General features: G+C 62.0%; 12 protein-coding genes. All 12 read right to left on the reverse strand.

Annotation, left to right across the window (positions count from 1 at the left end):
- Positions 1–89: 89 nt before the first annotated feature.
- The 12 genes from FAZ30_RS03860 to hisF all read right to left on the reverse strand — a co-directional run bounded on the left by FAZ30_RS03860 (position 90) and on the right by hisF (position 26651).
- Positions 90–18239 (reverse strand): Ig-like domain-containing protein, encoded by an 18150-nt coding sequence (locus tag FAZ30_RS03860; RefSeq protein ID WP_137008806.1) that lies wholly within the window; start codon positions 18237–18239, stop codon positions 90–92.
- 176 nt (positions 18240–18415) lie between these two features.
- Positions 18416–19024, reverse strand: a complete 609-nt coding sequence (locus tag FAZ30_RS03865) for a helix-turn-helix transcriptional regulator (RefSeq protein ID WP_124644142.1) — start codon at positions 19022–19024, stop codon at positions 18416–18418.
- The gene (locus FAZ30_RS03870) at positions 19021–20430 is read right to left on the reverse strand and encodes an HlyD family type I secretion periplasmic adaptor subunit (RefSeq protein ID WP_124644141.1); all 1410 of its coding nucleotides are present in this window, start codon (positions 20428–20430) and stop codon (positions 19021–19023) included. The genes FAZ30_RS03865 and FAZ30_RS03870 overlap by 4 nt, the downstream gene beginning before the upstream one ends.
- The gene (locus FAZ30_RS03875; protein WP_124644140.1) at positions 20430–22598 is read right to left on the reverse strand and encodes a type I secretion system permease/ATPase; all 2169 of its coding nucleotides are present in this window, start codon (positions 22596–22598) and stop codon (positions 20430–20432) included. Before FAZ30_RS03875 ends, FAZ30_RS03870 begins: the two co-directional genes overlap by 1 nt.
- A 234-nt stretch (positions 22599–22832) precedes the next feature.
- Positions 22833–23180, reverse strand: coding sequence for a DUF2069 domain-containing protein (locus FAZ30_RS03880; RefSeq protein ID WP_124644139.1), 348 nt, complete (start codon positions 23178–23180; stop codon positions 22833–22835).
- On the reverse strand, positions 23177–23920 hold the full coding sequence (gene tatC, locus FAZ30_RS03885; RefSeq protein WP_124644138.1) for a twin-arginine translocase subunit TatC: 744 nt from the start codon (positions 23918–23920) through the stop codon (positions 23177–23179). The genes FAZ30_RS03880 and tatC overlap by 4 nt, the downstream gene beginning before the upstream one ends.
- Positions 23917–24429, reverse strand: coding sequence for a Sec-independent protein translocase protein TatB (gene tatB, locus FAZ30_RS03890; RefSeq protein WP_124644137.1), 513 nt, complete (start codon positions 24427–24429; stop codon positions 23917–23919). Before tatB ends, tatC begins: the two co-directional genes overlap by 4 nt.
- Before the next feature lie 15 nt (positions 24430–24444).
- Positions 24445–24648, reverse strand: coding sequence for a Sec-independent protein translocase subunit TatA (tatA, locus tag FAZ30_RS03895; RefSeq protein ID WP_124644136.1), 204 nt, complete (start codon positions 24646–24648; stop codon positions 24445–24447).
- A gap of 58 nt (positions 24649–24706) precedes the next feature.
- On the reverse strand, positions 24707–25030 hold the full coding sequence (locus FAZ30_RS03900; protein WP_124644135.1) for a histidine triad nucleotide-binding protein: 324 nt from the start codon (positions 25028–25030) through the stop codon (positions 24707–24709).
- A gap of 22 nt (positions 25031–25052) precedes the next feature.
- The gene (locus FAZ30_RS03905; protein WP_103524731.1) at positions 25053–25373 is read right to left on the reverse strand and encodes a phosphoribosyl-ATP diphosphatase; all 321 of its coding nucleotides are present in this window, start codon (positions 25371–25373) and stop codon (positions 25053–25055) included.
- A 124-nt stretch (positions 25374–25497) separates the two neighbouring features.
- Positions 25498–25887 carry a phosphoribosyl-AMP cyclohydrolase gene (gene hisI, locus FAZ30_RS03910; RefSeq protein ID WP_124644134.1) on the reverse strand — a complete coding sequence of 130 codons (390 nt, stop codon included), beginning with the start codon at positions 25885–25887 and terminating at the stop codon, positions 25498–25500.
- On the reverse strand, positions 25884–26651 hold the full coding sequence (hisF, locus tag FAZ30_RS03915; protein ID WP_124644133.1) for an imidazole glycerol phosphate synthase subunit HisF: 768 nt from the start codon (positions 26649–26651) through the stop codon (positions 25884–25886). Before hisF ends, hisI begins: the two co-directional genes overlap by 4 nt.
- Positions 26652–26708 lie beyond the last annotated feature (57 nt).

Below are 26708 nucleotides of genomic sequence, written 5' to 3' on the forward strand. Positions count from 1 at the left end.
TCATGCCTGGCGCGGCCGGCGCTGAGCGCTGGTCACAATAAAAAAGCCGACAGCGTGTCAGGCTGTCGGCTGTGCGGGCTAGGGCTGGCTTAGTCGGTGATCAGCTTGCCGCCATTCAGCAGGTTTTGCAGGATCTGGCTGTCCGACAGCAGCGTGGTGCCGCTATGGGTCAGGTCAACATTCTGCAGCACAATCTGCTGGGTCTCATGCGCGGCCAGATTACCGGTTTCGCTGACATGAATCACCGTGCTGGTTACCCCAGCAGTCGTGCTGGTGGTGAAGTGCAGGTAATTGCTCAGGTTACCGACATCCGTACCGCTATGGCTTTCGCCTACCAGCAAATCACGCAGATCCAGCTTGTCACCACCATTGGTCACCGTTGCAGTCTTGAAGTTGATGATGGTATCCACGGCCGGCGTTGCTACCGTGCCCTGGTCACCCAGCACCCACTTGAAGGTATCCACACCGGTGGTGCCACTGGTCATGGTGTCGTTACCCGCACCACCATGCAGCAAGGTGGCACCGGTTCCGGCGTACAGATAGTCAGTACCCGCCGTGCCATGTACTTCATTACCAGCTCCGACCAGGAAAGACACCGGCACAGTCGACGAGGTCGCTGTATTGCCATTGCTTTCAATCGCGGTCACGGTGGCGTTGAAGCTGACCTGTCCATGGTAGCTGCCGGACAACTGCAAGGAACCGCTTTGCAGATCGCTCAGGCTCAGACCCGTTACCGTCAGGTTGCCAGAAGCGTCCGGGGTGTAGGTCGTGCCATGCAGCACCAGTGATGGCGTTCCTTCGGCAGAGGTCAGGCCGCTGATATTCAGCGTCAGGGTTTCCGTGCTGACAGCCACCGGATGCGAAGCCGTCATCAGACTGGACAGGGCGATGGTGGTCGTTGCCGCATCGCTGGCCTGGAAACCGCCCTGGATCAGCACGATATTGTCCACCATGGCACCACGGCCACTGGAATCGACCGCACTGGCCGGGGTGTCGGTCAGAATGGTGATGACCTGATTGCCGCCGGCACCGGTAAAGTCGAAGGAAATATTGCGCCAGTCCAGTGTGCTGCCGGATGTCGCCGAATATTCGGCCACCAGCTTGCCATCCACATAGATGCCGATCTTGTTGATATCGGTGGAATAACCCGGCCGACCGGCAAAATCCATGGACAACTGGTATTCCGCCCCCGCCACCGTGGCAACGGTACGGGTAATGCCCAGCGTCTGGATAATGTTGGTAGCCGAGTTGTTCAGCTCAATCCAGTGGGTGTTGCCGGCACCGGTAGACGAAGCCGGGGTGATGGTGCTGCCGCTGGCCGTGGTCATGGTGTCGCTGGAAGTCCAGATCTCGAAACCATTGATACCGCCAGGTGCCACATCGTTGCTGGTCACCAGCGTCCAGCCCTCGGCTGTTGTCGAGGTGGTTGTCTGGTTGGTGGCTTCCCAGGTGGTATTGAACAACTGGGTCGTCGTGATGTTCGATACCAGATTGATGGTCGGCAACGTGGTATCCACCGTCAGTACATGGGTGGCCGGTGTGGCTGCATTGCCGGCGGTATCGCTGACATTGGCCGTCACCGTGACACTACCATCCGCCAGCTTGACCACATCGGTCGCCGGTACGGTTACCGACCAGCTATTACCGCTTACCGTAGCGGTGTAGTGAACGTTGTTCAGCACCACATCCACCTTCTGGTTATCGGCCACACCTACCGTGCTACCGCTCACCAGCAGTGACTGATTGTGTTCGGCGGCATTGATCACATCATCACCGGACAGCGTGGTGGCAATGGCAATGGTCGGTGCCGTCAGATCAATCTTGGCACTGTCGCTGGCGCTGGCCGAAGTATTGCCGGCCGGGTCGCTGACCGAAGCCGTTACCGTCAGCGTGCTGCCATCGGCCGGTGTGGCCGGAGTCAGCACCACCTTGCCGGCGGTGATTTCAGCAGCCGTCAGCACATGGCCGCTCTGCACCACGCCATTGATGGTGACATTCAGCGTGTCGCCAGCCTTGGCATTGCTCGGCAGGCCGATATTCACCGTATCGGTGGTGGCGCTGCCCTGCTCGGCCTTGTTGATGTAGCCGTCGTTGTTGACGTCGGTGGCAATCACCACAGTCGGTGCCGACGGGCCGCTAATGTCTTCAATGGCAGCTGCGCTACCCGTGCTGGAGACATTGCCATGGGTATCGGTCTGGGTGGCCGAAATGCTGACCGATTTGCCATCACCCGGTTCCGGCATGCTCAGCGTCACCACGCCGGTGCTGGCGTTGTAGCTGGCCGTAACCCCGTTGGCAGCACCGTTGATGGTGCCGTCATGGTTAACCACCAGCTTGGTCACCACGCCATTGTCGGTCACGGTGAGGTTGGCACTGCCACCGGCGCTGATCAGGCTCTTGTCCAGGGTCACCGTCGATTGCAGCGTCACGGTACCATTGGTGGTTTCCGTGCTGTTGAGGTAGCCATCCTGATTGCTGTCGGTGGTAATCACCACCGGCGGCGTGGTTGGCAAGTGGTAGCTATCGCTGCCCACACCAGAGGTATTACCTGCCAGATCGGTCACGGTGGCATTCACCGTCAGCGTGGTCCCAACCGGCGGCGTCGTCACCGGCAGGTAAATCACACCATTCTGATAGCTGTACACCAGGCCGCTGCCATCAACCAGCTGATTGCTGGAATTCAGGTGCAGCGTCACATCCGTACCCGTGCTGGAAGTGATATGCACGGTACCGCTATTGTTCAGTTCGGTCTGATCCTTGGCGTCCAGCGTGACGGTAGCCGTCATGGTATTGCTGCCCACCAGGCTGATGACGCTGGCAGTCGTGCCGCCAGTCGGTGTCAGCGTGCTCTGGAACATGGCTTGACCGCCCTGATCCCAGTACACGATCTGGATGGTATGCAAATTACCCGCCGTGGCACCCAGAGTCAGGGAGAAGTCGGTACCGGTCGGCGATTGATTCGCGTTTCTGGTGGCAACCGTCACCCCATCCACGATGATCTGGTAACCATCGTCCGCCAACACCGTCAGCTTGTAAGTACCCGACGATGCCGCGAACACACCATTCATGCTGATGATGGCCTGATTGGTGGAACCATACGTGCTGGCGTATTGCACATTGCTGGCGTTGCTGCCCAGGAAGTTGGCCAGATTGCCACTGGCACCCAGATTGCCGGTCACCGTGGTGGCCACGCCAAAACTCAGCGCGTCGGCCACAAAAGTAGCCGTCGGGCTATGGCTGGCAATATCGCTCAGCACCTGGCTTAGCGGTGTTGTTCCGGTAATGGCCGAATCATTCAGACCGTAGTAATTACTGGTCAGGCCATTGGCCAGAATGGTCACCACCGGCGTATCCGGCGCGGTGGTATCACGTACCGCACTGTCGCTGGCGCTGGCCGAGGTATTGCCGGCGACATCAGTGATGGTCGCCGCTACATTCAGCGTACCGCCTTCTGCCGGGGCGTTCGGGGTGATCACCACCTGACCAGCGCTGATTTCAGCAGCAGTCAGCACATGGCCGGCTTGGGCCACGCCATTGATGGTGACATTCAGTGTGTCGCCAGCCTTGGCATCCGCCGGCAGGCCGATGTTCACCGTATCGGTGGTGGCACTGCCCTGCTCGGCCTTGTTGATGAAGCCATCGTTATTGGCGTCGGTGGCGATGACCACGGTCGGAGCCGACGGGGCGGTAGTGTCGCGTACCGCGCTATCGCTGGCGCTGGCCGAGGTATTGCCGGCAACGTCAGTGATAGTGGCCGCCACGTTCAGCGTGCCGCCTTCGGCCGGTGCGTTCGGGGTGATCACCACCTGACCGGCGCTGATTTCAGCAGCGGTCAGGACATGACCCGCCTGGGCCACGCCATTGAGGGTGACGTTCAGCGTGTCACCCGCCTTGGCATCCGTCGGCAGGCCTATGTTGACGGTATCTGTCGTGGCACTACCCTGCTCAGCCTTGTTGATGAAGCCGTCGTTGTTGGCGTCGGTCGCGATGACCACGGTCGGCGCGGACGGGGCGATGGTGTCGCGAACGGCACTATCGCTGGCGCTGGCCGAGGTGTTACCGGCCACGTCAGTGATGGTCGCCGCTACATTCAGCGTACCGCCTTCAGCCGGGGCGTTCGGCGTAAGGACGACCTGACCTGCAGTAATTTCAGCAGCCGTCAGCACATGACCCGGCTGAGCCGTACCGTTGATAGTGACATTCAGCGTATCGCCGGCCTTGGCATCCGCCGGCAGGCCGATGTTAACGGTATCCGTCGTCGCACTACCCTGCTCGGCCTTGTTGATGAAGCCGTCGTTGTTGGCATCGGTGGCGATGACCACGGTCGGGGCCGACGGCGCGGTGGTGTCGCGAACGGCACTGTCGCTGGCGCTGGCCGAGGTATTGCCGGCGACATCAGTGATGGTCGCCGCTACATTCAGCGTACCGCCTTCTGCCGGGGCGTTCGGGGTGATCACCACCTGACCAGCGCTGATTTCAGCAGCAGTCAGCACATGGCCGGCTTGGGCCACGCCATTGATGGTGACATTCAGTGTGTCGCCAGCCTTGGCATCCGCCGGCAGGCCGATGTTCACCGTATCGGTGGTGACACTGCCCTGCTCGGCCTTGTTGATGAAGCCGTCGTTGTTGGCATCGGTGGCGATGACGACCGTCGGTGCAGACGGCGCGGTGGTGTCGCGAACGGCACTATCGCTGCCCTGGGCCGAGGTATTGCCAGCCACGTCCGTGATGGTGGCCGCCACGTTCAGCGTGCCGCCTTCTGCCGGGGCGTTCGGGGTCAATACGACTTGACCGGCGCTGATTTCAGCGGCGGTCAGTACATGACCAGCCTGGGCCACGCCATTGATGGTGACGTTCAGTGTGTCACCCGCCTTGGCATCGCTCGGCAGACCGATGTTCACCGTGTCGGTGGTGGCACTGCCCTGCTCAGCCTTATTGATGAAGCCATCGTTATTGGCGTCGGTGGCAATCACTACGGTCGGGGCGGACGGCGCGGTGGTATCCAGCTTGGCGCTGTCGCTGCCCTGAGCCGAAGTGTTACCCGCTACATCAGTGATGGTGGCCGCCACATTCAACGTACCACCTTCAGCCGGTGCGTTCGGGGTCAGTACGACTTGGCCGGCGCTGATTTCAGCAGCGGTCAGGACATGACCCGCCTGGGCCACGCCATTGATGGTGACGTTCAGCGTGTCACCCGCCTTGGCATCCGCCGGCAGGCCAATGTTGACGGTATCCGTCGTCGCACTGCCTTGTTCGGCCTTGTTGAGGTAGCCGTCGTTGTTGGCATCGGTGGCGATGACCACGGTCGGAGCGGACGGGGCGGTCGTGTCGCGAACCGCGCTGTCGCTGGCGCTGGCCGAGGTGTTACCCGCTACGTCAGTAATGGTCGCGGCCACGTTCAGCGTACCACCTTCAACCGGTGCAGTCGGCGTCAGGACGACTTGGCCAGCGCTGATTTCTGCTGCGGTCAGCACGTGACCAGCCTGGGCCACACCATTGATGGTGACGTTCAGCGTATCGCCAGCCTTGGCGTCGGCCGGCAGGCCGATATTGACGGTATCGGTGGTGGCGCTACCTTGCTCAGCCTTATTGATGAAGCCATCGTTGTTGGCGTCGGTGGCGATGACCACCGTCGGTGCCGACGGCGCGGTGGTGTCGCGTACCGCACTGTCGCTGGCGCTGGCCGAGGTGTTACCCGCCACGTCAGTGATGGTGGCTGCTACGTTGAGCGTGCCACCTTCGGCCGGTGCGGTCGGAGTGAGAACGACCTGACCTGCAGTAATTTCAGCAGCCGTCAGCACATGACCAGGCTGAGCGGTACCGTTGATGGTGACGTTCAGCGTGTCACCCGCCTTGGCGTCGCTCGGCAGGCCGATGTTCACCGTGTCGGTGCTGGCGCTGCCTTGCTCAGCCTTGTTGATGAAGCCGTCGTTGTTGGCGTCGGTGGCGATGACCACCGTCGGCGCAGACGGCGCGGTAGTGTCGCGAACCGCACTGTCGCTGGCGCTGGCCGAGGTATTGTCGGCCACGTCCGTGATGGTGGCCGCCACATTCAGCGTGCCACCTTCGGCCGGTGCGGTCGGCGTCAGTACAACTTGGCCAGCACTGATTTCTGCTGCAGTCAGGACATGACCAGCCTGGGCCACGCCATTGATGGTGACGTTCAGCGTGTCACCCACCTTGGCATCGCTCGGCAGGCCGATGTTCACCGTATCGGTGGTCGCACTGCCTTGCTCAGCCTTGTTGATGAAGCCGTCGTTGTTGGCATCAGTAGCGATGACCACAGTCGGTGCGCTCGGCGCGGTCGTGTCGCGAACGGCGCTATCGCTGGCGCTGGCCGAGGTATTGCCCGCCACATCAGTGATGGTGGCCGCTACGTTCAGCGTGCCGCCTTCGGCCGGTGCATTCGGCGTCAGGACGACTTGGCCGGCGCTGATTTCAGCAGCCGTCAGCACATGACCAGGCTGAGCGGTACCGTTGATGGTGACGTTCAGCGTGTCACCCACCTTGGCATCCGCCGGCAGGCCGATGTTGACGGTATCCGTCGTGGCGCTGCCCTGCTCGGCCTTGTTGAGGTAGCCATCGTTATTGGCATCGGTGGCGATAACGACGGTCGGTGCGGACGGGGCGGTGGTGTCGCGAACGGCACTATCGCTGGCGCTGGCCGAAGTGTTGCCGGCTACGTCAGTAACAGTCGCCGCTACATTCAGCGTGCCGCCGTCAGCCGGCGCCGTCGGGGTGATCACCACCTGACCTGCAGTAATTTCAGCAGCGGTCAGCACATGACCAGCCTGGGCCATGCCATTGATGGTGACGTTCAGTGTATCGCCAGCCTTGGCATCCGCCGGCAGGCCGATGTTCACCGTGTCGGTCGTGGCACTGCCTTGCTCAGCCTTGTTGATGAAGCCGTCGTTGTTGGCATCGGTGGCGATGACCACGGTCGGCGCGGACGGCGCGGTGGTGTCGCGAACGGCACTATCGCTGGCGCTGGCCGAGGTGTTACCCGCCACATCAGTGATGGTGGCCGCCACATTCAACGTACCACCTTCAGCCGGTGCGTTCGGGGTCAGTACGACTTGGCCGGCGCTGATTTCAGCAGCGGTCAGTACATAACCGGCCTGGGCCACGCCATTGATGGTGACGTTCAGCGTGTCACCCGCCTTGGCATCCGCCGGCAGGCCGATGTTGACGGTATCCGTCGTCGCACTGCCTTGTTCGGCCTTGTTGAGGTAGCCGTCGTTGTTGGCATCGGTGGCGATGACCACGGTCGGAGCGGACGGGGCGGTCGTGTCGCGAACCGCGCTGTCGCTGGCGCTGGCCGAGGTGTTACCCGCTACGTCAGTAATGGTCGCGGCCACGTTCAGCGTACCACCTTCAACCGGTGCAGTCGGCGTCAGGACGACTTGGCCGGCGCTGATTTCTGCTGCGGTCAGCACGTGACCAGCCTGGGCCACACCATTGATGGTGACGTTCAGCGTATCGCCAGCCTTGGCGTCGGCCGGCAGGCCGATATTGACGGTATCGGTGGTGGCGCTACCTTGCTCAGCCTTGTTGATGAAGCCATCGTTGTTGGCGTCGGTGGCGATGACCACCGTCGGTGCCGACGGCGCGGTGGTGTCGCGTACCGCACTGTCGCTGGCGCTGGCCGAGGTGTTACCCGCCACGTCAGTGATGGTGGCTGCTACGTTGAGCGTGCCACCTTCGGCCGGTGCGGTCGGAGTGAGAACGACCTGACCTGCAGTAATTTCAGCAGCCGTCAGCACATGACCAGGCTGAGCGGTACCGTTGATGGTGACGTTCAGCGTGTCACCCGCCTTGGCGTCGCTCGGCAGGCCGATGTTCACCGTGTCGGTGCTGGCGCTGCCTTGCTCAGCCTTGTTGATGAAGCCGTCGTTGTTGGCGTCGGTGGCAATCACTACGGTCGGCGCGGACGGGGCAGTGGTGTCGCGTACGGCGCTGTCGCTGGCGCTGGCCGAGGTGTTACCCGCCACATCGGTGATGGTGGCCGCTACGTTCAGCGTGCCGCCTTCAGCCGGGGCGGTCGGCGTCAGTACGACTTGGCCGGCACTGATTTCAGCGGCGGTCAACACATGACCGGCTTGCGCCACACCATTGATGGTGACATTCAGCGTGTCGCCAGCCTTGGCGTCGGCCGGCAGGCCAATGTTCACCGTATCGGTGGTGGCACTGCCCTGTTCGGCCTTGTTGATGAAGCCGTCGTTGTTGGCATCGGTGGCGATGACCACGGTCGGGGCGCTCGGGGCGGTGGTGTCGCGAACCGCACTGTCGCTGGCGCTGGCCGAGGTATTGCCAGCCACGTCAGTGATGGTGGCAGCCACGTTCAGCGTGCCGCCTTCTGCCGGAGCCGTCGGAGTGATCACGACTTGGCCGGCGCTGATTTCAGCCGCGGTCAGTACGTGACCGGCTTGCGCCACGCCATTGATGGTGACATTCAGCGTATCGCCGGCCTTGGCATCCGCCGGCAGGCCGATATTGACGGTATCCGTTGTCGCGCTGCCCTGCTCAGCCTTGTTGATGAAGCCGTCGTTGTTGGCGTCGGTGGCGATGACCACCGTCGGTGCCGACGGGGCGGTCGTGTCGCGAACGGCACTATCGCTGGCGCTGGCCGAGGTATTGCCGGCGACATCAGTGATGGTCGCCGCTACATTCAGCGTACCGCCTTCTGCCGGGGCGTTCGGGGTGATCACCACCTGACCTGCAGTAATTTCAGCGGCGGTCAGCACATGACCAGCCTGGGCCACGCCATTGATGGTGACATTCAGTGTGTCGCCCACCTTGGCATCGGTCGGCAGACCAATGTTCACCGTGTCGGTGCTGGCGCTGCCTTGCTCGGCCTTGTTGATGAAGCCGTCGTTGTTGGCGTCGGTGGCAATGACTACAGTCGGGGCGCTCGGCGCACTCAGGTCCAGACCATAGCTGTCGCTGCCGGTGGCGGTGGAGCTGTTGCCGTGGCTGTCGGTGGTGGTGACGCTGGCGTGTACCGTGCTGTCGGCCTTCAGGTCAGTGCTGCTGACGGCAATGGTGTAGCCCAGCTTGCCATTGCCCAGATCGATGACCTGGCCGGTGGTGTCGTGGCCGTTCACAGTCAGGGTGACGGTGTCGCCGACCTTGACGTCACCACCGACAGTGCCGGTGATGATGACGGTCGCACCACTGGTTTCGGCGATGTTCAACACATTGTCGGCGGTCACCGGATCAACGGTAATGCTGGCCAGCGGGCCGCTGGTGATCAGCGTCGCGCTATCGCTACCTTGTGCCGAGGTATTACCGGCCACGTCAGTGATAGTGGCAGCCACATTCAGCGTACCGCCTTCGGCCGGTGCGGTCGGCGTCAGGACGACTTGGCCGGCGCTGATTTCAGCAGCGGTCAGTACATGACCCGGCTGAGCGGTACCGTTGATGGTGACATTCAGTGTGTCGCCCGCCTTGGCATCGGTCGGCAGACCAATGTTCACCGTATCGGTGGTGGCACTGCCTTGTTCGGCCTTGTTGATGAAGCCGTCGTTGTTGGCGTCGGTCGCGATAACCACGGTCGGGGCGCTCGGGGCGGTAGTGTCGCGTACTGCGCTGTCGCTGCCCTGAGCCGAGGTATTGCCGGCCACATCGGTGATGGTGGCCGCCACATTCAGCGTGCCGCCTTCAGCCGGAGCAGTCGGCGTCAGTACGACTTGGCCGGCGCTGATTTCAGCAGCGGTCAGTACATGACCCGGCTGAGCCGTACCGTTGATGGTGACGTTCAGCGTGTCGCCAGCCTTGGCATCCGCCGGCAGGCCGATGTTGACGGTATCGGTGGTCGCGCTGCCTTGTTCGGCCTTGTTGATGAAGCCGTCGTTGTTGGCGTCGGTCGCGATAACCACGGTCGGGGCGCTCGGGGCGGTAGTGTCGCGTACTGCGCTGTCGCTGGCGCTGGCCGAGGTATTGCCGGCTACATCGGTGATGGTAGCGGCCACGTTCAGCGTACCGCCTTCGGCCGGAGCCGTCGGGGTGATCACCACCTGGCCGGCGCTGATTTCAGCAGCAGTCAGCACATGACCGGCTTGCGCCACGCCATTAATGGTGACGTTCAGCGTGTCGCCCACCTTGGCATCGCTCGGCAGGCCGATGTTCACCGTATCGGTGGTGGCGCTGCCCTGCTCGGCCTTGTTGATGAAGCCGTCGTTGTTGGCGTCGGTGGCGATGACCACCGTCGGTGCCGACGGGGCGGTGGTGTCGCGTACTGCACTGTCGCTGGCGCTGGCCGAGGTGTTACCCGCCACATCAGTGATGGTGGCGGCCACGTTCAGCGTGCCGCCTTCGGCCGGTGCGGTCGGGGTGATCACCACCTGACCGGCGCTGATTTCAGCAGCGGTCAGTACATGACCGGCTTGCGCCACGCCATTGATGGTGACGTTCAGCGTATCGCCAGCCTTGGCATCGCTCGGCAGGCCGATGTTCACCGTATCGGTGGTGGCACTGCCCTGCTCAGCCTTGTTGAGGTAGCCGTCGTTGTTGGCATCGGTGGCGATGACCACCGTCGGTGCCGACGGGGCGGTGGTGTCGCGAACCGCGCTGTCGCTGGCGCTGGCCGAGGTGTTACCCGCCACGTCAGTGATGGTGGCCGCCACGTTCAGCGTACCGCCTTCAGCCGGTGCGGTCGGGGTGATCACCACCTGACCGGCGCTGATTTCAGCAGCGGTCAGTACATGACCGGCTTGCGCCACGCCATTGATGGTGACGTTCAGCGTATCGCCAGCCTTGGCATCGCTCGGCAGGCCGATGTTCACCGTATCGGTGGTGGCACTGCCTTGCTCAGCCTTATTCAGATAACCGTCGTTGTTGGCATCGGTGGCGATGACCACCGTCGGGGCCGACGGCGCGGTAGTGTCCAACTTGGCACTGTCGCTGCCTTGTGCCGAGGTGTTGCCGGCACCATCAGTGATGGTCGCAGCCACGTTCAGCGTGCCACCTTCAGCCGGTGCGGTCGGGGTCAGGACGACTTGGCCGGCGCTGATTTCAGCAGCCGTCAACACATGACCGGCTTGCGCCACGCCATTGATGATGACATTCAGCGTATCGCCAGCCTTGGCATCTGCCGGCAGGCCGATGTTGACGGTATCGGTAGTCGCGCTGCCCTGCTCGGCCTTGTTGATGAAGCCGTCGTTGTTGGCATCGGTGGCGATGACCACGGTCGGGGCGGACGGCGCGGTGGTGTCGCGAACGGCACTGTCGCTGGCGCTGGCCGAGGTGTTGCCGGCTACGTCAGTGATGGTGGCGGCTACATTCAGCGTACCGCCTTCAGCCGGTGCGGTCGGCGTCAGGACGACTTGGCCGGCGCTGATTTCAGCGGCGGTCAGTACATGACCCGGCTGAGCCGTACCGTTGATGGTGACATTCAGTGTGTCGCCAGCCTTGGCGTCGCTCGGCAGACCGATGTTGACCGTGTCGGTGGTGGCGCTGCCCTGCTCGGCCTTATTGATGAAGCCGTCGTTATTGGCGTCGGTCGCGATGACCACGGTCGGCGCGCTCGGCGCGGTGGTGTCGCGAACGGCACTATCGCTGGCGCTGGCCGAGGTATTGCCGGCCACGTCCGTGATGGTGGCCGCCACGTTCAGCGTGCCACCTTCGGCCGGAGCATTCGGGGTCAATACGACTTGGCCGGCGCTGATTTCAGCAGCCGTCAGCACATGACCAGGCTGAGCGGTTCCGTTGATGGTGACGTTCAGCGTGTCACCGGCCTTGGCATCCGCCGGCAGGCCGATGTTCACCGTATCGGTAGTGGCGCTGCCTTGTTCGGCCTTGTTGAGGTAGCCGTCGTTGTTGGCGTCGGTCGCGATGACCACCGTCGGCGCAGACGGCGCGGTAGTGTCGCGAACGGCACTGTCGCTGGCACTGGCCGAGGTATTGCCAGCTACGTCGGTGATGGTGGCGGCCACGTTTAGCGTGCCACCTTCAGCCGGTGCAGTCGGCGTCAGGACGACTTGGCCGGCGCTGATTTCAGCAGCCGTCAGGACATGACCCGGCTGAGCGGTACCGTTGATGGTGACGTTCAGCGTGTCACCGGCCTTGGCGTCGCTCGGCAGGCCGATGTTGACGGTATCCGTCGTCGCGCTACCTTGCTCAGCCTTGTTGATGAAGCCGTCGTTGTTGGCATCGGTGGCAATCACTACGGTCGGTGCGGACGGCGCGCTCAGATCCAGACCATAGCTGTCGCTACCGGTCGCGGTGGAGCTATTGCCATGGCTGTCGGTGGTGGTGACGCTGGCGTGTACTGTGCTGTCAGCCTTCAGGTCTGTGCTGCTGACGGCAATGGTGTAGCCCAGCTGGCCATTGCCCAGGTCGATGACCTGGCCGGTGGTGTCGTGGCCATTGACGGTCAGGGTGACGGTGTCGCCAACCTTGACGTCACCACCGACGGTGCCGGTGATGGTGACAGTGGCACCACTGGTTTCGGCGATGTTCAACACGTTGTCGGCGGTGACCGGGTCAACGGTGATGCTGGCCAGCGGGCCGCTGGTGATCAACGTGGCGCTGTCGCTGCCTTGCGCCGAGGTGTTACCCGCCACATCGGTGATGGTAGCGGCCACATTCAGCGTGCCACCTTCGGCCGGTGCGTTCGGGGTCAATACGACTTGGCCGGCGCTGATTTCAGCAGCCGTCAGTACATGACCGGCTTGCGCTACGCCATTGATAGTGACGTTCAGCGTGTCACCGGCCTTGGCGTCGCTCGGGAGGCCGATGTTGACGGTATCCGTCGTCGCACTGCCCTGCTCGGCCTTGTTGATGAAGCCGTCGTTATTGGCATCGGTCGCGATGACCACCGTCGGTGCGCTCGGCGCGCTCAGGTCCAGACCATAGCTATCGCTACCGGTCGCGGTGGAGCTATTGCCATGGCTGTCGGTGGTGGTGACGCTGGCGTGTACTGTGCTGTCAGCCTTCAGGTCTGTGCTGCTGACGGCAATGGTGTAGCCCAGCTGGCCATTGCCCAGGTCGATGACCTGGCCGGTGGTGTCGTGGCCATTGACGGTCAGGGTGACGGTGTCGCCAACCTTGACGTCACCACCGACGGTGCCGGTGATGGTGACAGTGGCACCACTGGTTTCGGCGATGTTCAACACGTTGTCGGCGGTGACCGGGTCAACGGTGATGCTGGCCAGCGGGCCGCTGGTGATCAACGTGGCGCTGTCGCTGCCTTGCGCCGAGGTGTTACCCGCCACATCGGTGATGGTAGCGGCCACATTCAGCGTGCCACCTTCGGCCGGTGCGTTCGGGGTCAATACGACTTGGCCGGCGCTGATTTCAGCAGCCGTCAGTACATGACCGGCTTGCGCCACGCCATTGATGGTGACATTCAGCGTATCACCCGCCTTGGCGTCGCTCGGGAGGCCGATGTTGACGGTATCCGTCGTCGCACTGCCCTGCTCGGCCTTGTTGATGAAGCCGTCGTTATTGGCATCGGTCGCGATGACCACCGTCGGTGCGCTCGGCGCGCTCAGGTCCAGACCATAGCTATCGCTACCGGTCGCGGTGGAGCTATTGCCATGGCTGTCGGTGGTGGTGACGCTGGCGTGTACTGTGCTGTCAGCCTTCAGGTCTGTGCTGCTGACGGCAATGGTGTAGCCCAGCTGGCCATTGCCCAGGTCGATGACCTGGCCGGTGGTGTCGTGGCCATTGACGGTCAGGGTGACGGTGTCGCCAACCTTGACGTCACCACCGACGGTGCCGGTGATGGTGACAGTGGCACCACTGGTTTCGGCGATGTTCAACACGTTGTCGGCGGTGACCGGGTCAACGGTGATGCTGGCCAGCGGGCCGCTGGTGATCAACGTGGCGCTGTCGCTGCCTTGCGCCGAGGTGTTACCCGCCACATCGGTGATGGTAGCGGCCACATTCAGCGTGCCACCTTCGGCCGGTGCGTTCGGGGTCAATACGACTTGGCCGGCGCTGATTTCAGCAGCCGTCAGTACATGACCGGCTTGCGCCACGCCATTGATGGTGACATTCAGCGTATCACCCGCCTTGGCATCGCTCGGCAGACCGATGTTCACCGTGTCGGTGGTGGCGCTGCCCTGCTCAGCCTTGTTGATAAAGCCGTCGTTGTTGGCATCGGTCGCAATGACTACGGTCGGGGCCGACGGTGCGCTCAGGTCCAGACCATAGCTGTCACTGCCGGTGGCGGTGCTGCTGTTGCCGTGGCTATCGGTGGTGGTAACGCTGGCGTGTACCGTGCTGTCAGCCTTCAGGTCTGTGCTGCTGACGGCAATGGTGTAGCCCAGTTTGCCATTGCCCAGATCGATGACCTGGCCGGTGGTGTCGTGGCCGTTCACGGTCAGGGTGACGGTGTCGCCAACCTTGACGTCACCACCGACAGTGCCGGTGATGATGACGGTCGCACCACTGGTTTCAGCGATGTTCAGCACATTGTCGGCGGTGACCGGGTCAACGGTGATGCTGGCCAGCGGGCCGCTGGTGATCAGCGTCGCGCTGTCGCTGCCTTGGGCCGAAGTGTTACCCGCCACATCGGTGATGGTGGCCGCTACGTTCAGCGTGCCACCTTCGGCCGGAGCCGTCGGGGTGATCACCACCTGGCCGGCGCTGATTTCAGCGGCGGTCAGGACATGACCCGGCTGAGCGGTACCGTTGATGGTCACGTTCAGCGTGTCACCGGCCTTGGCGTCCGCCGGCAGGCCGATGTTCACCGTATCGGTAGTGGCACTGCCCTGCTCAGCCTTGTTGATGAAGCCGTCGTTGTTGGCGTCGGTGGCGATGACCACGGTCGGGGCGGACGGGGCGGTGGTGTCGCGTACCGCGCTGTCGCTGCCCTGAGCCGAGGTATTGCCCGCCACATCAGTGATGGTGGCCGCTACGTTCAGCGTGCCACCTTCAGCCGGTGCGGTCGGGGTCAGAACGACTTGGCCGGCACTGATTTCAGCGGCGGTCAGTACATGACCAGCTTGCGCCACGCCATTGATGGTGACGTTCAGCGTGTCGCCCGCCTTGGCATCTGCCGGCAGGCCGATATTGACGGTGTCAGTGGTGGCACTGCCCTGCTCAGCCTTGTTGATGAAGCCGTCGTTGTTGGCGTCAGTGGCGATGACCACAGTCGGGGCGGACGGGGCGCTCAGGTCCAGACCATAGCTGTCGCTGCCGATGGCGGTGGAGCTGTTGCCATGGCTGTCGGTGGTGGTGACGCTGGCGTGTACCGTGCTGTCTGCCTTCAGGTCTGTGCTGCTGACGGCAATGGTGTAGCCCAGCTGGCCATTGCCCAGGTCGATGACCTGGCCTGTGGTGTCGTGGCCGTTCACAGTCAGGGTGACCGTGTCGCCAACCTTGACGTCGCCACCGACGGTGCCGGTGATGGTGACGGTGGCACCGCTGGTTTCAGCGATGTTCAGCACATTGTCGGCGGTCACCGGGTCAACGGTGATGCTGGCCAGCGGGCCGCTGGTGATCAGGGTGGCGCTATCGCTGCCCTGAGCCGAAGTGTTACCGGCCACATCAGTGATGGTGGCTGCCACATTCAGCGTGCCGCCTTCGGCCGGGGCGGTCGGCGTCAGGACGACTTGGCCGGCGCTGATTTCTGCTGCAGTCAGTACATGACCGGCTTGCGCCACGCCATTGATGGTGACGTTCAGTGTGTCACCAGCCTTGGCATCGCTCGGCAGACCAATGTTGACGGTATCGGTGGTCGCGCTGCCTTGCTCGGCCTTGTTGATGTAGCCGTCGTTGTTGGCATCAGTGGCGATGACCACCGTCGGGGCGGACGGGGCGGTGGTGTCGAGGCTTTCACCCGGCTGACCAGTGCCGGTATCGGTGTTGGCGGTGGCGGTATTACCGGCCTTGTCGCTGACACTGGCGCTGACGCTGATGCTGCCGTCGCTCAGGCCGGACAGGTTGGCCGGATTGGCCGTCCAGTTGCCGCTGCCATCCACCTGGGCGGTAGTGGTGGCGGTATGGCCCTGGCTGTCGGTGAAGGTAACGGTGACGATCTGGCCGGCTTCTACGCTGCCGGTGCTGCCGCTGACCACGACGGCGCTGCTTTCTGCCTTGTTGTACACATGATCGCCGCCGCTGCCATCGTTGCCGATGGTGATGGTGGCGCTCAGGTCGAGCTGGGCACTGCTGCTGCCGGTGGTCGAAGTATTGCCTGCCGGATCGGTGATGGAAGCAGTCACTGTCAGCGTAGCGCCATCGGCCGGTGCAGTCGGGGTGATGACTACCTGGCCGGCGCTGATTTCAGCAGCGGCCAGTACGTGACCGGCTTGCACTACGCCATTGATGGTGACGTTCAGTGTGTCGCCGGCCTTGGCATCGCTCGGCAGGCCGATGTTGACCGTATCGGTAGTGGAACTGCCCTGCTCGGCCTTGTTGATGAAGCCGTCGTTGTTGGCGTCAGTGGCGATGACCACCGTCGGGGCGGACGGCGCGGTGGTGTCGAGGCTTTCACCCGGCTGACCAGTGCCGGTATCGGTGTTGGCGGTGGCGGTATTACCGGCCTTGTCGCTGACACTGGCGCTGACGCTGATGCTGCCGTCGCTCAGGCCGGACAGGTTGGCCGGATTGGCCGTCCAGTTGCCGCTGCCATCCACCTGGGCGGTAGTGGTGGCGGTATGGCCCTGGCTGTCGGTGAAGGTGACGGTGACAATCTGGCCGGCTTCCACGCTGCCGGTGCTGCCGCTGACCACGACGGCGCTGCTTTCTGCCTTGTTGTACACATGATCGCCGCCGCTGCCATCGTTGCCGATGCTGATGGTGGCGCTCAGGTCGAGCTGGGCACTGCTGCTGCCGGTGGTCGAAGTATTGCCTGCCGGATCGGTGATGGAAGCAGTCACGGTCAGCGTAGCGCCATCGGCCGGGGCGGTCGGGGTGATCACCACCTGGCCGGCGCTGATTTCAGCGGCGGTCAGGACATGACCGGCTTGGGCCACGCCATTGATGGTGACGTTCAGCGTATCGCCGGCCTTGGCATCGCTCGGCAGGCCGATGTTGACCGTATCGGTGGTCGCGCTGCCCTGCTCAGCCTTGTTGATGATGCCATCGTGGTTGGCGTCGGTGGCGATGACCACAGTCGGCGCGCTCGGTGCCACGGTATCCAGCGTGCCACTGTCGCTACCCTGGCCGGAGGTATTACCCACGGCATCGGTCTGGGTGGCGGTGATGGTGACTGCTGCGTCCTGTGCCGGCGGGGTCATGCTGATGGTGACCGTGCCGTTGCTGTAACTGCCGCTGACCGTGCCGTCGGCACCGGTCACGCTGCCATCGCTGTGCACCACCAGCGTGGTGATATGGCCGCCATCGTTAACCACGATGGTGGCGCTGCCGTTTTTGGCCAGATCGGTGGCGTCCAGCTTGACGGTGGCTTCCACCTTGCCGTTGACCAGATCACCCGCGCCAATCACGCCGTTGGGATCATTATGTTCGGCGATGGTCACCGTCGGCGTGGCCGGCGGTGTGGTATCGATGATGGCGGTGCCGGTGGCGCTGGCAGATGTACCTGCGGCATTGGTGCTGGTGGCAATCAGGGTGTCGGTGCCATCCGGTAGCGGCGACGACGGTGTCAGCTGCCAGTTGCCATCACTGCCTACGACCGCGCTGCCGATAACAGCGCCGGCAGCATTGCTCACCACGACGGTCAGGCCGGGAATGCCGGTACCGTGAATGGTGGGGGTGGCGTTGTTGGTAGCGCTGATGTTGTCGATGGAAACGCTGATGGGCGTGGTCGCTGCAGCAGCCACTGGCGCAGGCGTGGTACTGAAGGTATCGCCCTGCACGGTGGGTACCACCACTTCCGTAGTGGCGCTACTGTCCAGGCTGATGCTGTTGAGGGTTTCGCTGATGCGCACCAGACGGACAAAGCCGTGGCTGCCCTCATCGGCGGCACCGCCCGCATTCAGACCGGCTGCAGCGGAGTCGAGCTGCGCCAGCGGATCCTGACCATTTTCCAGGGCGGCCAATACTTGTTGCGCTTCCGGGGCCAGCTTGGCCACGGCGGCCTCGCTCTTGTCGGTGCTTTGCGGCATCAGGGTTTCGTCAGTCAGTGCCAGATCACGTGGGCCATCCACCGTGATGCTGTCGCCACCGGCGCGGGAGACAGTCAGTGTGGCGCCATCCAGCAACACGACATGCTCGCCCGGCTGAATGATGTCGCCAGCCTTGAGAATGCGCTCGTGTCCCTGGGCATCGATGACTTTGACAACACCGTGGATGGCAACAACCTGACCTTGGATCGCGGGGGCATTCATAACTGACTCCTGAAGACGCAATAAGTATTGCGCCCAGATTAGTCAGGAGACTGGGAAAAACCTATTGTACTGAAGGGCAATTTCCTAATTATTTTCAGAAACTTCCTAGCATTGTTTAAAAACAAAGCCGCAGTGCCAAGCAGGCACTACGGCTTTGCACGCTAACAGGAGGAAGACTAGCCGCCCGTCAGCTTCAGCAGCAGCTGCAGACGGTCTTCCACCCCGAATTTCTGGAATACCGATGTCAGGTGCGCCTTGACCGTGCGTTCGGAAATATCCAGCAAACGGGCAATCTCCTTGTTGGCTTTCCCCTGACGCAGCGCCTCCACCACCGCCAGCTCGCGCTCGGACAATTTGGCAGCCAGCGGCGATGCCGGTGTCGCTGGCAGGCGGCTGCCGAAACGGGCGCACAACTGCTGCATGATGCTGCGGCCCACCCAGGTGCCGCCAGCGGCTACGGTCTCGAACATCTGCAGCAGCAAATCGCCCGTGCTCATGGCATGGGCATAGCCCACCGCTCCGCATTGCAGCCAGTACAGGCCTTCCGCATCGCTGGGCTGCGAGGACAGCGCCAGTACCCGGCAATGACGGCAGGCCTGGACGATGTCCTGCTCCACCACGCTTTGCTGGGCCAGATCGACCAGCACCAGGCTGTCCGCCGCCACGGCATGGCGGTTGAGCACCGCCAGATCAGCCAATCGCAAGGCATCTTGCAGGCCCAGGCTATCGGCCCAGTAGTCGGCCAGCGCCGGGCTGGCCGTAATCAGGATCACACTGTCGCTCATCGTTCGGTCAAAGCCTCTGCCTTGGCGCGCAGCACCGGTTTCAACAGGTAGGAAAGAATGCTCTTCTTGCCGGTCATGATGTCCACCTGGGCCACCATGCCCGGAATGATGGGCAGGTGCTTCTCGCCCAGCGCGCCCTGTCTGGTACGCACCTTGACGATATAAAAGGCATTGCCCTTGTCATCGGTCACCGTATCGGCACCGATTTCCTGCAAGCTGCCCTCCATCCCGCCATACACGGTGTAGTCATAGGCGGTAAAACGCACCATGGCACGCTGACCAGGGCGCAGGAAGGCAATGTCGCGTGGCGAAACACGGGTTTCGATCATCAGCGAGTCTTCCAGCGGCACGATTTCCAGAATGTCCTTGCCCGGCTGCACCACACCACCAATGGTGTTGACGAACAGGCGCTTGACCTCGCCCTTCACCGGCGAGCGCACCTCGGACAGCTTCACCTTGTCCGCCAGGCCGGAACTGCCTGCCGACAGGCTGTTGATCTTGCCCATGGTGTCGGACAGATCAGCACTGGCCTGATTGCGGAAATTCAGCTCCACTTCCTGAATCTTGTGGTTGGCTTCGCTGATGGCAGCCTGCAGCTTGGGAATCTGCGCCCCGGCCATGTCGCGCTCGCCCAGATAGCGCGATACATCGCGCTGCAGGCGCAGCAGGTCGACATCGGACACCGCGCCGGATTCCTTCAGGGGCTTGGTAACGGCCAGCTCGCGCTGGGTCAGCTGATAGCCTTGCTGCGCCTGTTCGTATCTGGCGCGCACCTCGTTCAACTCCTGCGAACGCTGGGTCAGCTCCTGGCGGGCAATGGACACCGTGGCATCCAGTTCGCGGCGCTTGGTCAGGTACAGATCCATTTCCTGCTTGGCCACATCGGGAGCCTGGGCGCTGACTTCCTTGGGCAGTTCGAACGGCACATTATTGGCGATGGCCCGCAGCCGTGCCGCCTTGCCGAGCAGGGACAGATACTGCGCCTGGTTTTCGTTGAGCGAGGAAACAAAGCGGGTATTGTCGATATTCAGCAGCAGTTGGCCTTTTTGCACGATCTGGCCTTCCTTCACCAGAATCTTGGAGACCACGCCACCATCCAGGCTCTGGATGTGCTGGTTTTGCGAAACCGGCACCACCTTGCCCTCACCGCGGGCCACTTCATCGATCTGCGACAGGCCGGCCCACAGCAGGGCCACCACCAACAGGCCCAGCATGGTCCAGACAAACACGCGCGGCCGCCCCGGGTTTTGTTCCAGAATGGCCCAGTCGCCATCGGTGGCGAAGTCCAGCCGGTCTTGCAGGTCGCGCGCGGCGGCCCAGTCCATCAGCTTGTCCCAGTAGGGCGAGGTTTTGTCCTGCCCGCGCAGGATCCAGCCTTGCAGCTTTTGCTTCCAGGTCGTTTTCATCAATTCGCCCTCCCTACCTGGCCCTGCTGCAATGCCTGAATCACGGCGGCTTTTTCGCCGTCGGCCACGATGGTGCCGTTGTCGATCACGATCAGCCGGTCTGCCAGCTCGAGCAAGGCATTGTGGTGGGTCACCATGATCATGGTCTTGCCGGCCATCACCTTCACCAGCATCTGCTTGATCTGGTTTTCGGTGCTGTTGTCCATATTGCTGGTCGGTTCGTCCATCAACAGGATGGGCGGTGCATTCAGCAGCGCACGGGCGATGGTGACGGCCTTGCGCTGGCCGCCGGACAGCGAATCGCCGCGCTCGCCAATAATCATGTCAAAACCCTGCGGATGGCCGTTGATGAACTCGGCCAGGCCGGCCAGTTCGGCCGCTGCGGCAATGCTGGCATCGTGCGCATGCGGCGCGCCCATGGCGATGTTCTGGCGCAAAGTGCCATAGAACAGTACCGAATCCTGCGGCACATAGCCGATATGGCGGCGCAATTCAGCCGGGTCGATCTGGTTGATATCGATGCCGTCAACGCGTACCGAGCCTTCCGTTGGCCGGAACAGGCCGAGAATCAGTTTTTGCAGGGTGGTCTTGCCAGAGCCGACACGGCCGATAATGGCCACCCGCTCGCCCGCCTTGATCTTGAACGACACATTGCGCAAGGCCACTTGCGGATTGTCCGGGTAGCTGAAGGACACATTGCGGAATTCGATCTCACCCTGAAAACTGGTGCGATGGAAGAAATTGGCATCCTGCTCGCGCTCCACCGGCATTTTCATGAAGCCATCCAGCGAAGACAGCGAGGTCTTGGCATTGTGGTACTGGGTCAGCAGCCCCACCAGCTGGCCTAACGGTGCCATGGCACGGCCGGACAACATCACCGCCGCAATCACCCCGCCCTGCGAGGTATTGCCGTCCATGATCTGGTACACACCCAGCACCAGCATCACGATGGAAACCAGCTGGGTAATAAAGCCGGCAAAGGTATTGGCCGAGGTCGCCAGCAGCTTCAGCCGCGCGCCCACCTGGGCCAGATACAGCGTGCCCTGCTCCCAGTGCCCCTGTTGCTGGCCTTCGGCCGCCAGGATCTTGATGGTTTCCAGCCCGGCCAGATTTTCCACCAACTGGGCATTACGCTGGGCCGAAGCACGCAGGGTGGCTTCGGTCAGCTCTTTCATTTTTTCCTGGATCAACAAGGCAAACACGATCATCAGCACCCCGCCCACCACCACCGGCAAGGTCAGCAGCGGCGACACCCACAGGATGGCCAGCAGGAAGATCAGCACGAAAGGCAGGTCGATCAGCGCCGTGATGGAGGCCGAGGCGATGAAATCGCGCACCGTTTCAAAGGCGCGCAGATTGGACGAGAACGCCCCCACCGAGGCCGGCCGGGCTTCCATGCGAATACCCAGCACCCGCTCCATGATCAGGCTGGACAGGGTCACGTCCACCCGCTTGCTGGCCAGGTCGATCAGATAGGCCCGGGTCATCTTCAGCAGGAAATCGAAAATCAGCGCCAAGAGACCGCCAATCGCCAGTACCCATAGCGTTTCGGTCGCCATATTGGGTACCACCCGGTCGTAGACATTCATCGACACCAGTGGAATGACCAGCGCAAACAGGTTGATCAGCAAGGCGGCGATCATCGAATCGCGATACAGCGGCAGACCACCGTAAACCGTCTGCCAGAACCAGTGGCGCGAACGGATCTCGCCCAGTTCGGGCGCGCGGCGTTCGAAATTGAAGCGTGGCCGCACAAAAATGGCCAGGCCGGCATATTTCCCGGCCAGATCAGCCAGCGGAATGCTGGTTTCCGCTTCGGTCAGCTCGGCAAAACTCACGCGCGCCATGCCGCTTTCGCGGTCGATCCCACGCAGGATGCAAGCCTCATCGCCGTGCAACAGCAGCACGGCCGGCAGCAGCTGCTCGCGCAGCTTGTCCAGCGGCTGGCGCACCACGCGCGAAGTCAGGCCGATCCGCCGCGCCGAGCGCGAAAACATCGAGGGATTCAGCCGGTTGTTGATCAGGGGAATACCCGCTACCAGCGACTCGCGGGTGGCGTTGATGCCATAGGAACGCGCCAGAGCGAACAGGCAATCCAGCAAGGGGTCCAGATGGGTTGCCTGCAGGGGAATGGAGCTATGTTGCGGTTCCGGTGAAGGGGAATGCATGCGCTGCCCTCAATATGCTTTTGTTGTTGGCGGCTGGTGAGCGGGTCGCCGTTAATGCCGACATTCTAATGGAAGCTGCTATATCGGCAAATTGTTAAGAATAGTTAAAATATTTACTTGAAAATAATGCCATTAAAAGCTGTTATTTTTAGTACTTCATTGTAATTACAGCTGAATCCTCATAAAAAAACCTGCACAAGGCAGGTTTTGAAAAAAATATCAGCCGCACTGGACTCAATGCGCAGGTCGTTTGAAGCTGCGGGCAAAGCCCAGCACGCAGGCAAAAAACAGTACGCTGATGGCTACCTCGCACAGGGCCAGCGTCTGCGACAGGCCACGGTCACCCCAGCTGCGCATGATGCCTTCGGTGAAGAACGCCAGAATGAACATGCTGGACCACTGATAGGTATACAACCGCTCTTTCAGGATGCCCATCAGCGGGGCCAGCAGCACAACCGCCTTGAGCGCCAGGAAGGAGCCGCCCGGCCGCAGTGGTGCCAGCCACAGCTCCCAGGCCAGGGTCAGCAGAATCAGCGCCACCAGACTGGCAGTCGCTCCATAGTGAAACAGTTTGCGGTTCATTTTTCCTGATTTCCGGCGGGTTCGGCTGGCGCGGGACGCGCCATGAATGCAGCCATGATGATGCCTACTTCGTACAGCAACCACAGCGGCACCGCCAGCATGGTTTGCGACAAGACATCGGGGGGGGTCACCACCGCGGCCACCACGAAGGCGCCGACGATGACATAAGGCCGGCCCTCGCGCAGCTTGGCCACCGACACCACCCCCATGCGCACCAGCACGATGACGATGATGGGGACTTCAAAGGTGACGCCAAAGGCCAGGAACATACCCATGACGAAGGACAAATACTTGTCGATGTCCGTCATCATGCTCACCCCGCTGGGCGTCATCATGGAAAAGAAATGAAACGCCACCGGAAACACCAGGAAATAAGCAAAACTCATCCCCAGCAAAAACAGCAGCACGCTGGCCACCACCAAGGGCAGGATCAGCTTCTTTTCATGGCTGTACAGCCCAGGGGCCACAAAGGCCCAGATCTGATACAGGGTATTGGGCAGGGAGATGAGGAAGGCCACCAGCATGGTGAGCTTCATCGGCACGAAAAAGGTGGCGGTGACTTCGGTGGCGATCATGCTGCCACCATTGGGCAGCGCATCCAGCAGCGGCTTGGCCAGCAGATGGTAGATGTCAGCAGACCAGTGAAACAGGCCGAGAAACACCAGCAGCAGTCCCAGAATGGCGCGCACCAGCCGTGTACGCAATTCCAGCAGGTGGGCAAGCAGAGGTTGTTCGTTCATGCGTGAGGGCGGGATTCGGTAGCAGGCTGCGCGGCAGCCGGAGGAGGATCATCAAACAGGTCGAGCTGGTTTTCGTCGCGCGCAGGCGGTTCGGCCGCACTGTTTTCCACCACCAGTGCCGACACCACGGCCGCTGGCGCGGCAGGTGCCTGCAGATCAAGCCCACCGTGAATGCTGCGTTCGGCTTCCACGAAGGGGGCGGTGGCCTCGCCGGATAGCTGTTGCAACTGGGCAGACTGCTCGGCCATCACCTGGCGCACGCCCTGCACTTCGCTTTCCATCTGCGACTTGAAGCTATTGGCCGCATCCTGGATATCGTTGCGCAGGCCATCCAGCCCGCTCAGATTGGCCTGCTGATGGATGTCGGCCTTGACGCTGGCAACAAAACGCTGCGCGCGCGCCACCAGCGCACCCAGAGTACGGGCCACGGTGGGCAGCCGCTCGGGCCCCAGCACCACCAGGGCCACGATGCCGATCAGGAGGATCTCACCAAAACTGATATCGAACACGGCGCGCCCTGTGGGTTATTTCTTGTCGGATTCGTTGTCGATGATGCGGCCAGATTCGGCAGGCTTGTCGGCCTTTTCGTTCTCGCCCTTCATGCCTTCCTTGAAGCCGCGCACCGCGCCGCCCAGGTCTTCACCCACGTTTTTCAGTTTTTTGGTGCCGAAAATCAGCACCACGATCAACAGCACCACCAGCCAGTGCCAGATACTGAAAGAACCCATTGCTACTTCCTTTCCAAATAGTCTGGCGCGCCGGCAAGCGGCGCACCGTCAAAACCGTTCAGCCCTTGTGGCCGAAAACATGCACATGCAGGTGGAACACTTCCTGGCCACCGCCACGACCGGTATTGATGCCGGTCTTGAAGCCGGCGCTCAGGCCCTGCTCTGCTGCCAGTTTCGGCACCAAGCCCATGATGCGGCCCAGCAAGGCTTCGTGTTCCGGGCCGCAGTCGGCCAGCGAGGCCACATGCAGCTTGGGAATGATCAGGAAATGCACCGGTGCAATCGGGCGGATGTCATGGAAGGCGACGACATCCGCGTCTTCGTAAATCTTGTTGCAAGGGATGTCCCCTGCGGCGATCTTGCAGAAAATGCAGTCACTCATTGCTTGGTCCTGTACGAATGGTTCAGGAAGGACGGGAGGCTTTTTCGTCGATGCCGGAAATGCCCTCGCGGCGATGCAGCTCCATCAGCACATCTTCCGGGCGCAGGCCATGATAAGCCAGCAACACCATGGTGTGGAACCACAGGTCAGCGACTTCGCGCACCAGATGCAGCTTGTCCTTGTCCTTGGAGGCCATCAGGGTTTCGGCGGCTTCTTCTGCCACCTTTTTCAGAATGGCGTCTTCACCCTTGTGAAACAGCGAGGCGACATAAGAGGACTGGGGGCTCGCTTCGCGGCGGGCTTCCAGCGTATCGGCAACCGTCTTGAGCACATCGAAGGTCATGATGCTTCACCTTTGCATACTGGGAATTCGGCAAGTATAGGCCGATTCGGACATCGGCCGTTAGCGCTTGGCATGGGCTGCCATTGTAGCGGGTGAGCATTGCCGCCATTTGATGCGGCGCAACTCAGTGCTGGTGATAAATAGCGTGCGGGTCTTTCAGCACGGCATCCACTACCGTCCAGCCACCATGTTCAAAGCGGCGGTAGAAGCAGCTTTCGCGGCCGGTATGGCAGGCAATGCCGCCGGCCTGCTGGATCTGCATCACGATCACGTCGCCATCGCAATCCAGCCGCAGCTCCTGCACGGTTTGCAGGTGGCCCGACTCCTCGCCCTTTTTCCACAGTTTCTGGCGCGAGCGGCTCCAGTAGTGGGCAATGCCGGTATCAGCGGTCAGTTGCAGGCTTTCGCGGTTCATCCAGGCCACCATCAGCACACGGCCGCTGGCGCTATCCTGGGCAATCGCCGTCACCAGGCCCTGGGCATCCCATTTGACTTCATCCAGCCAGTCGCTCATAGCCGTACCTCGATACCTGCGTCACGCATGGCCTCTTTGGCCTCGCGCACGGTGTATTCGCTGAAGTGGAAAATGCTGGCCGCCAGTACGGCATCCGCCTTGCCCAGCTTCACACCATCCACCAGATGCTGCAGATTGCCCACGCCACCGGAGGCAATCACCGGAATACCCACGCCTTCGGATACGGCCCGGGTCAGCGGCAGATTGAAGCCGATCTTGGTGCCGTCGCGGTCCATGCTGGTGAGCAGGATTTCCCCGGCACCATATTCCTGCATCTTCTGCGCCCACGCCACCGCATCGATGCCGGTACGATTGCGCCCGCCATGGGTAAACACTTCCCAGCGGTCGTTTTCCGGGGTCACTGCCTTGGCATCCACCGCCACCACGATGCACTGGCTGCCAAACTTGGCGGCCGCTTCGCGCACCAGATCCGGATTGGTCACGGCAGCGGTATTGATGCTCACCTTGTCGGCACCGGCGTTGAGCAGACGGCGGATGTCTTCCACCTTGCGCACGCCACCACCCACCGTCAGCGGGATGAACACCTGCTCGGCTACCGATTCGATCACATGCAGGATCAGATCACGGTCGTCAGAGCTGGCGGTAATGTCCAGAAAGGTGAGTTCGTCGGCGCCCTGCTCGTTGTAGCGACGGGCGATTTCCACCGGGTCGCCGGCATCGCGCAGCCCGACAAAGTTGACGCCCTTGACGACGCGACCGGCAGTCACGTCCAGGCAGGGAATAATGCGTTTGGCCAGAGTCATGTTCACGACACAAAAAAAGCTTGGCCGAAGAATCTTCGGCCAAGCTGGGGTTTAAGG

This window comes from Aquitalea aquatilis, assembly GCF_005155025.1.
In the GTDB taxonomy this organism is placed as follows: domain Bacteria; phylum Pseudomonadota; class Gammaproteobacteria; order Burkholderiales; family Chromobacteriaceae; genus Aquitalea; species Aquitalea aquatilis.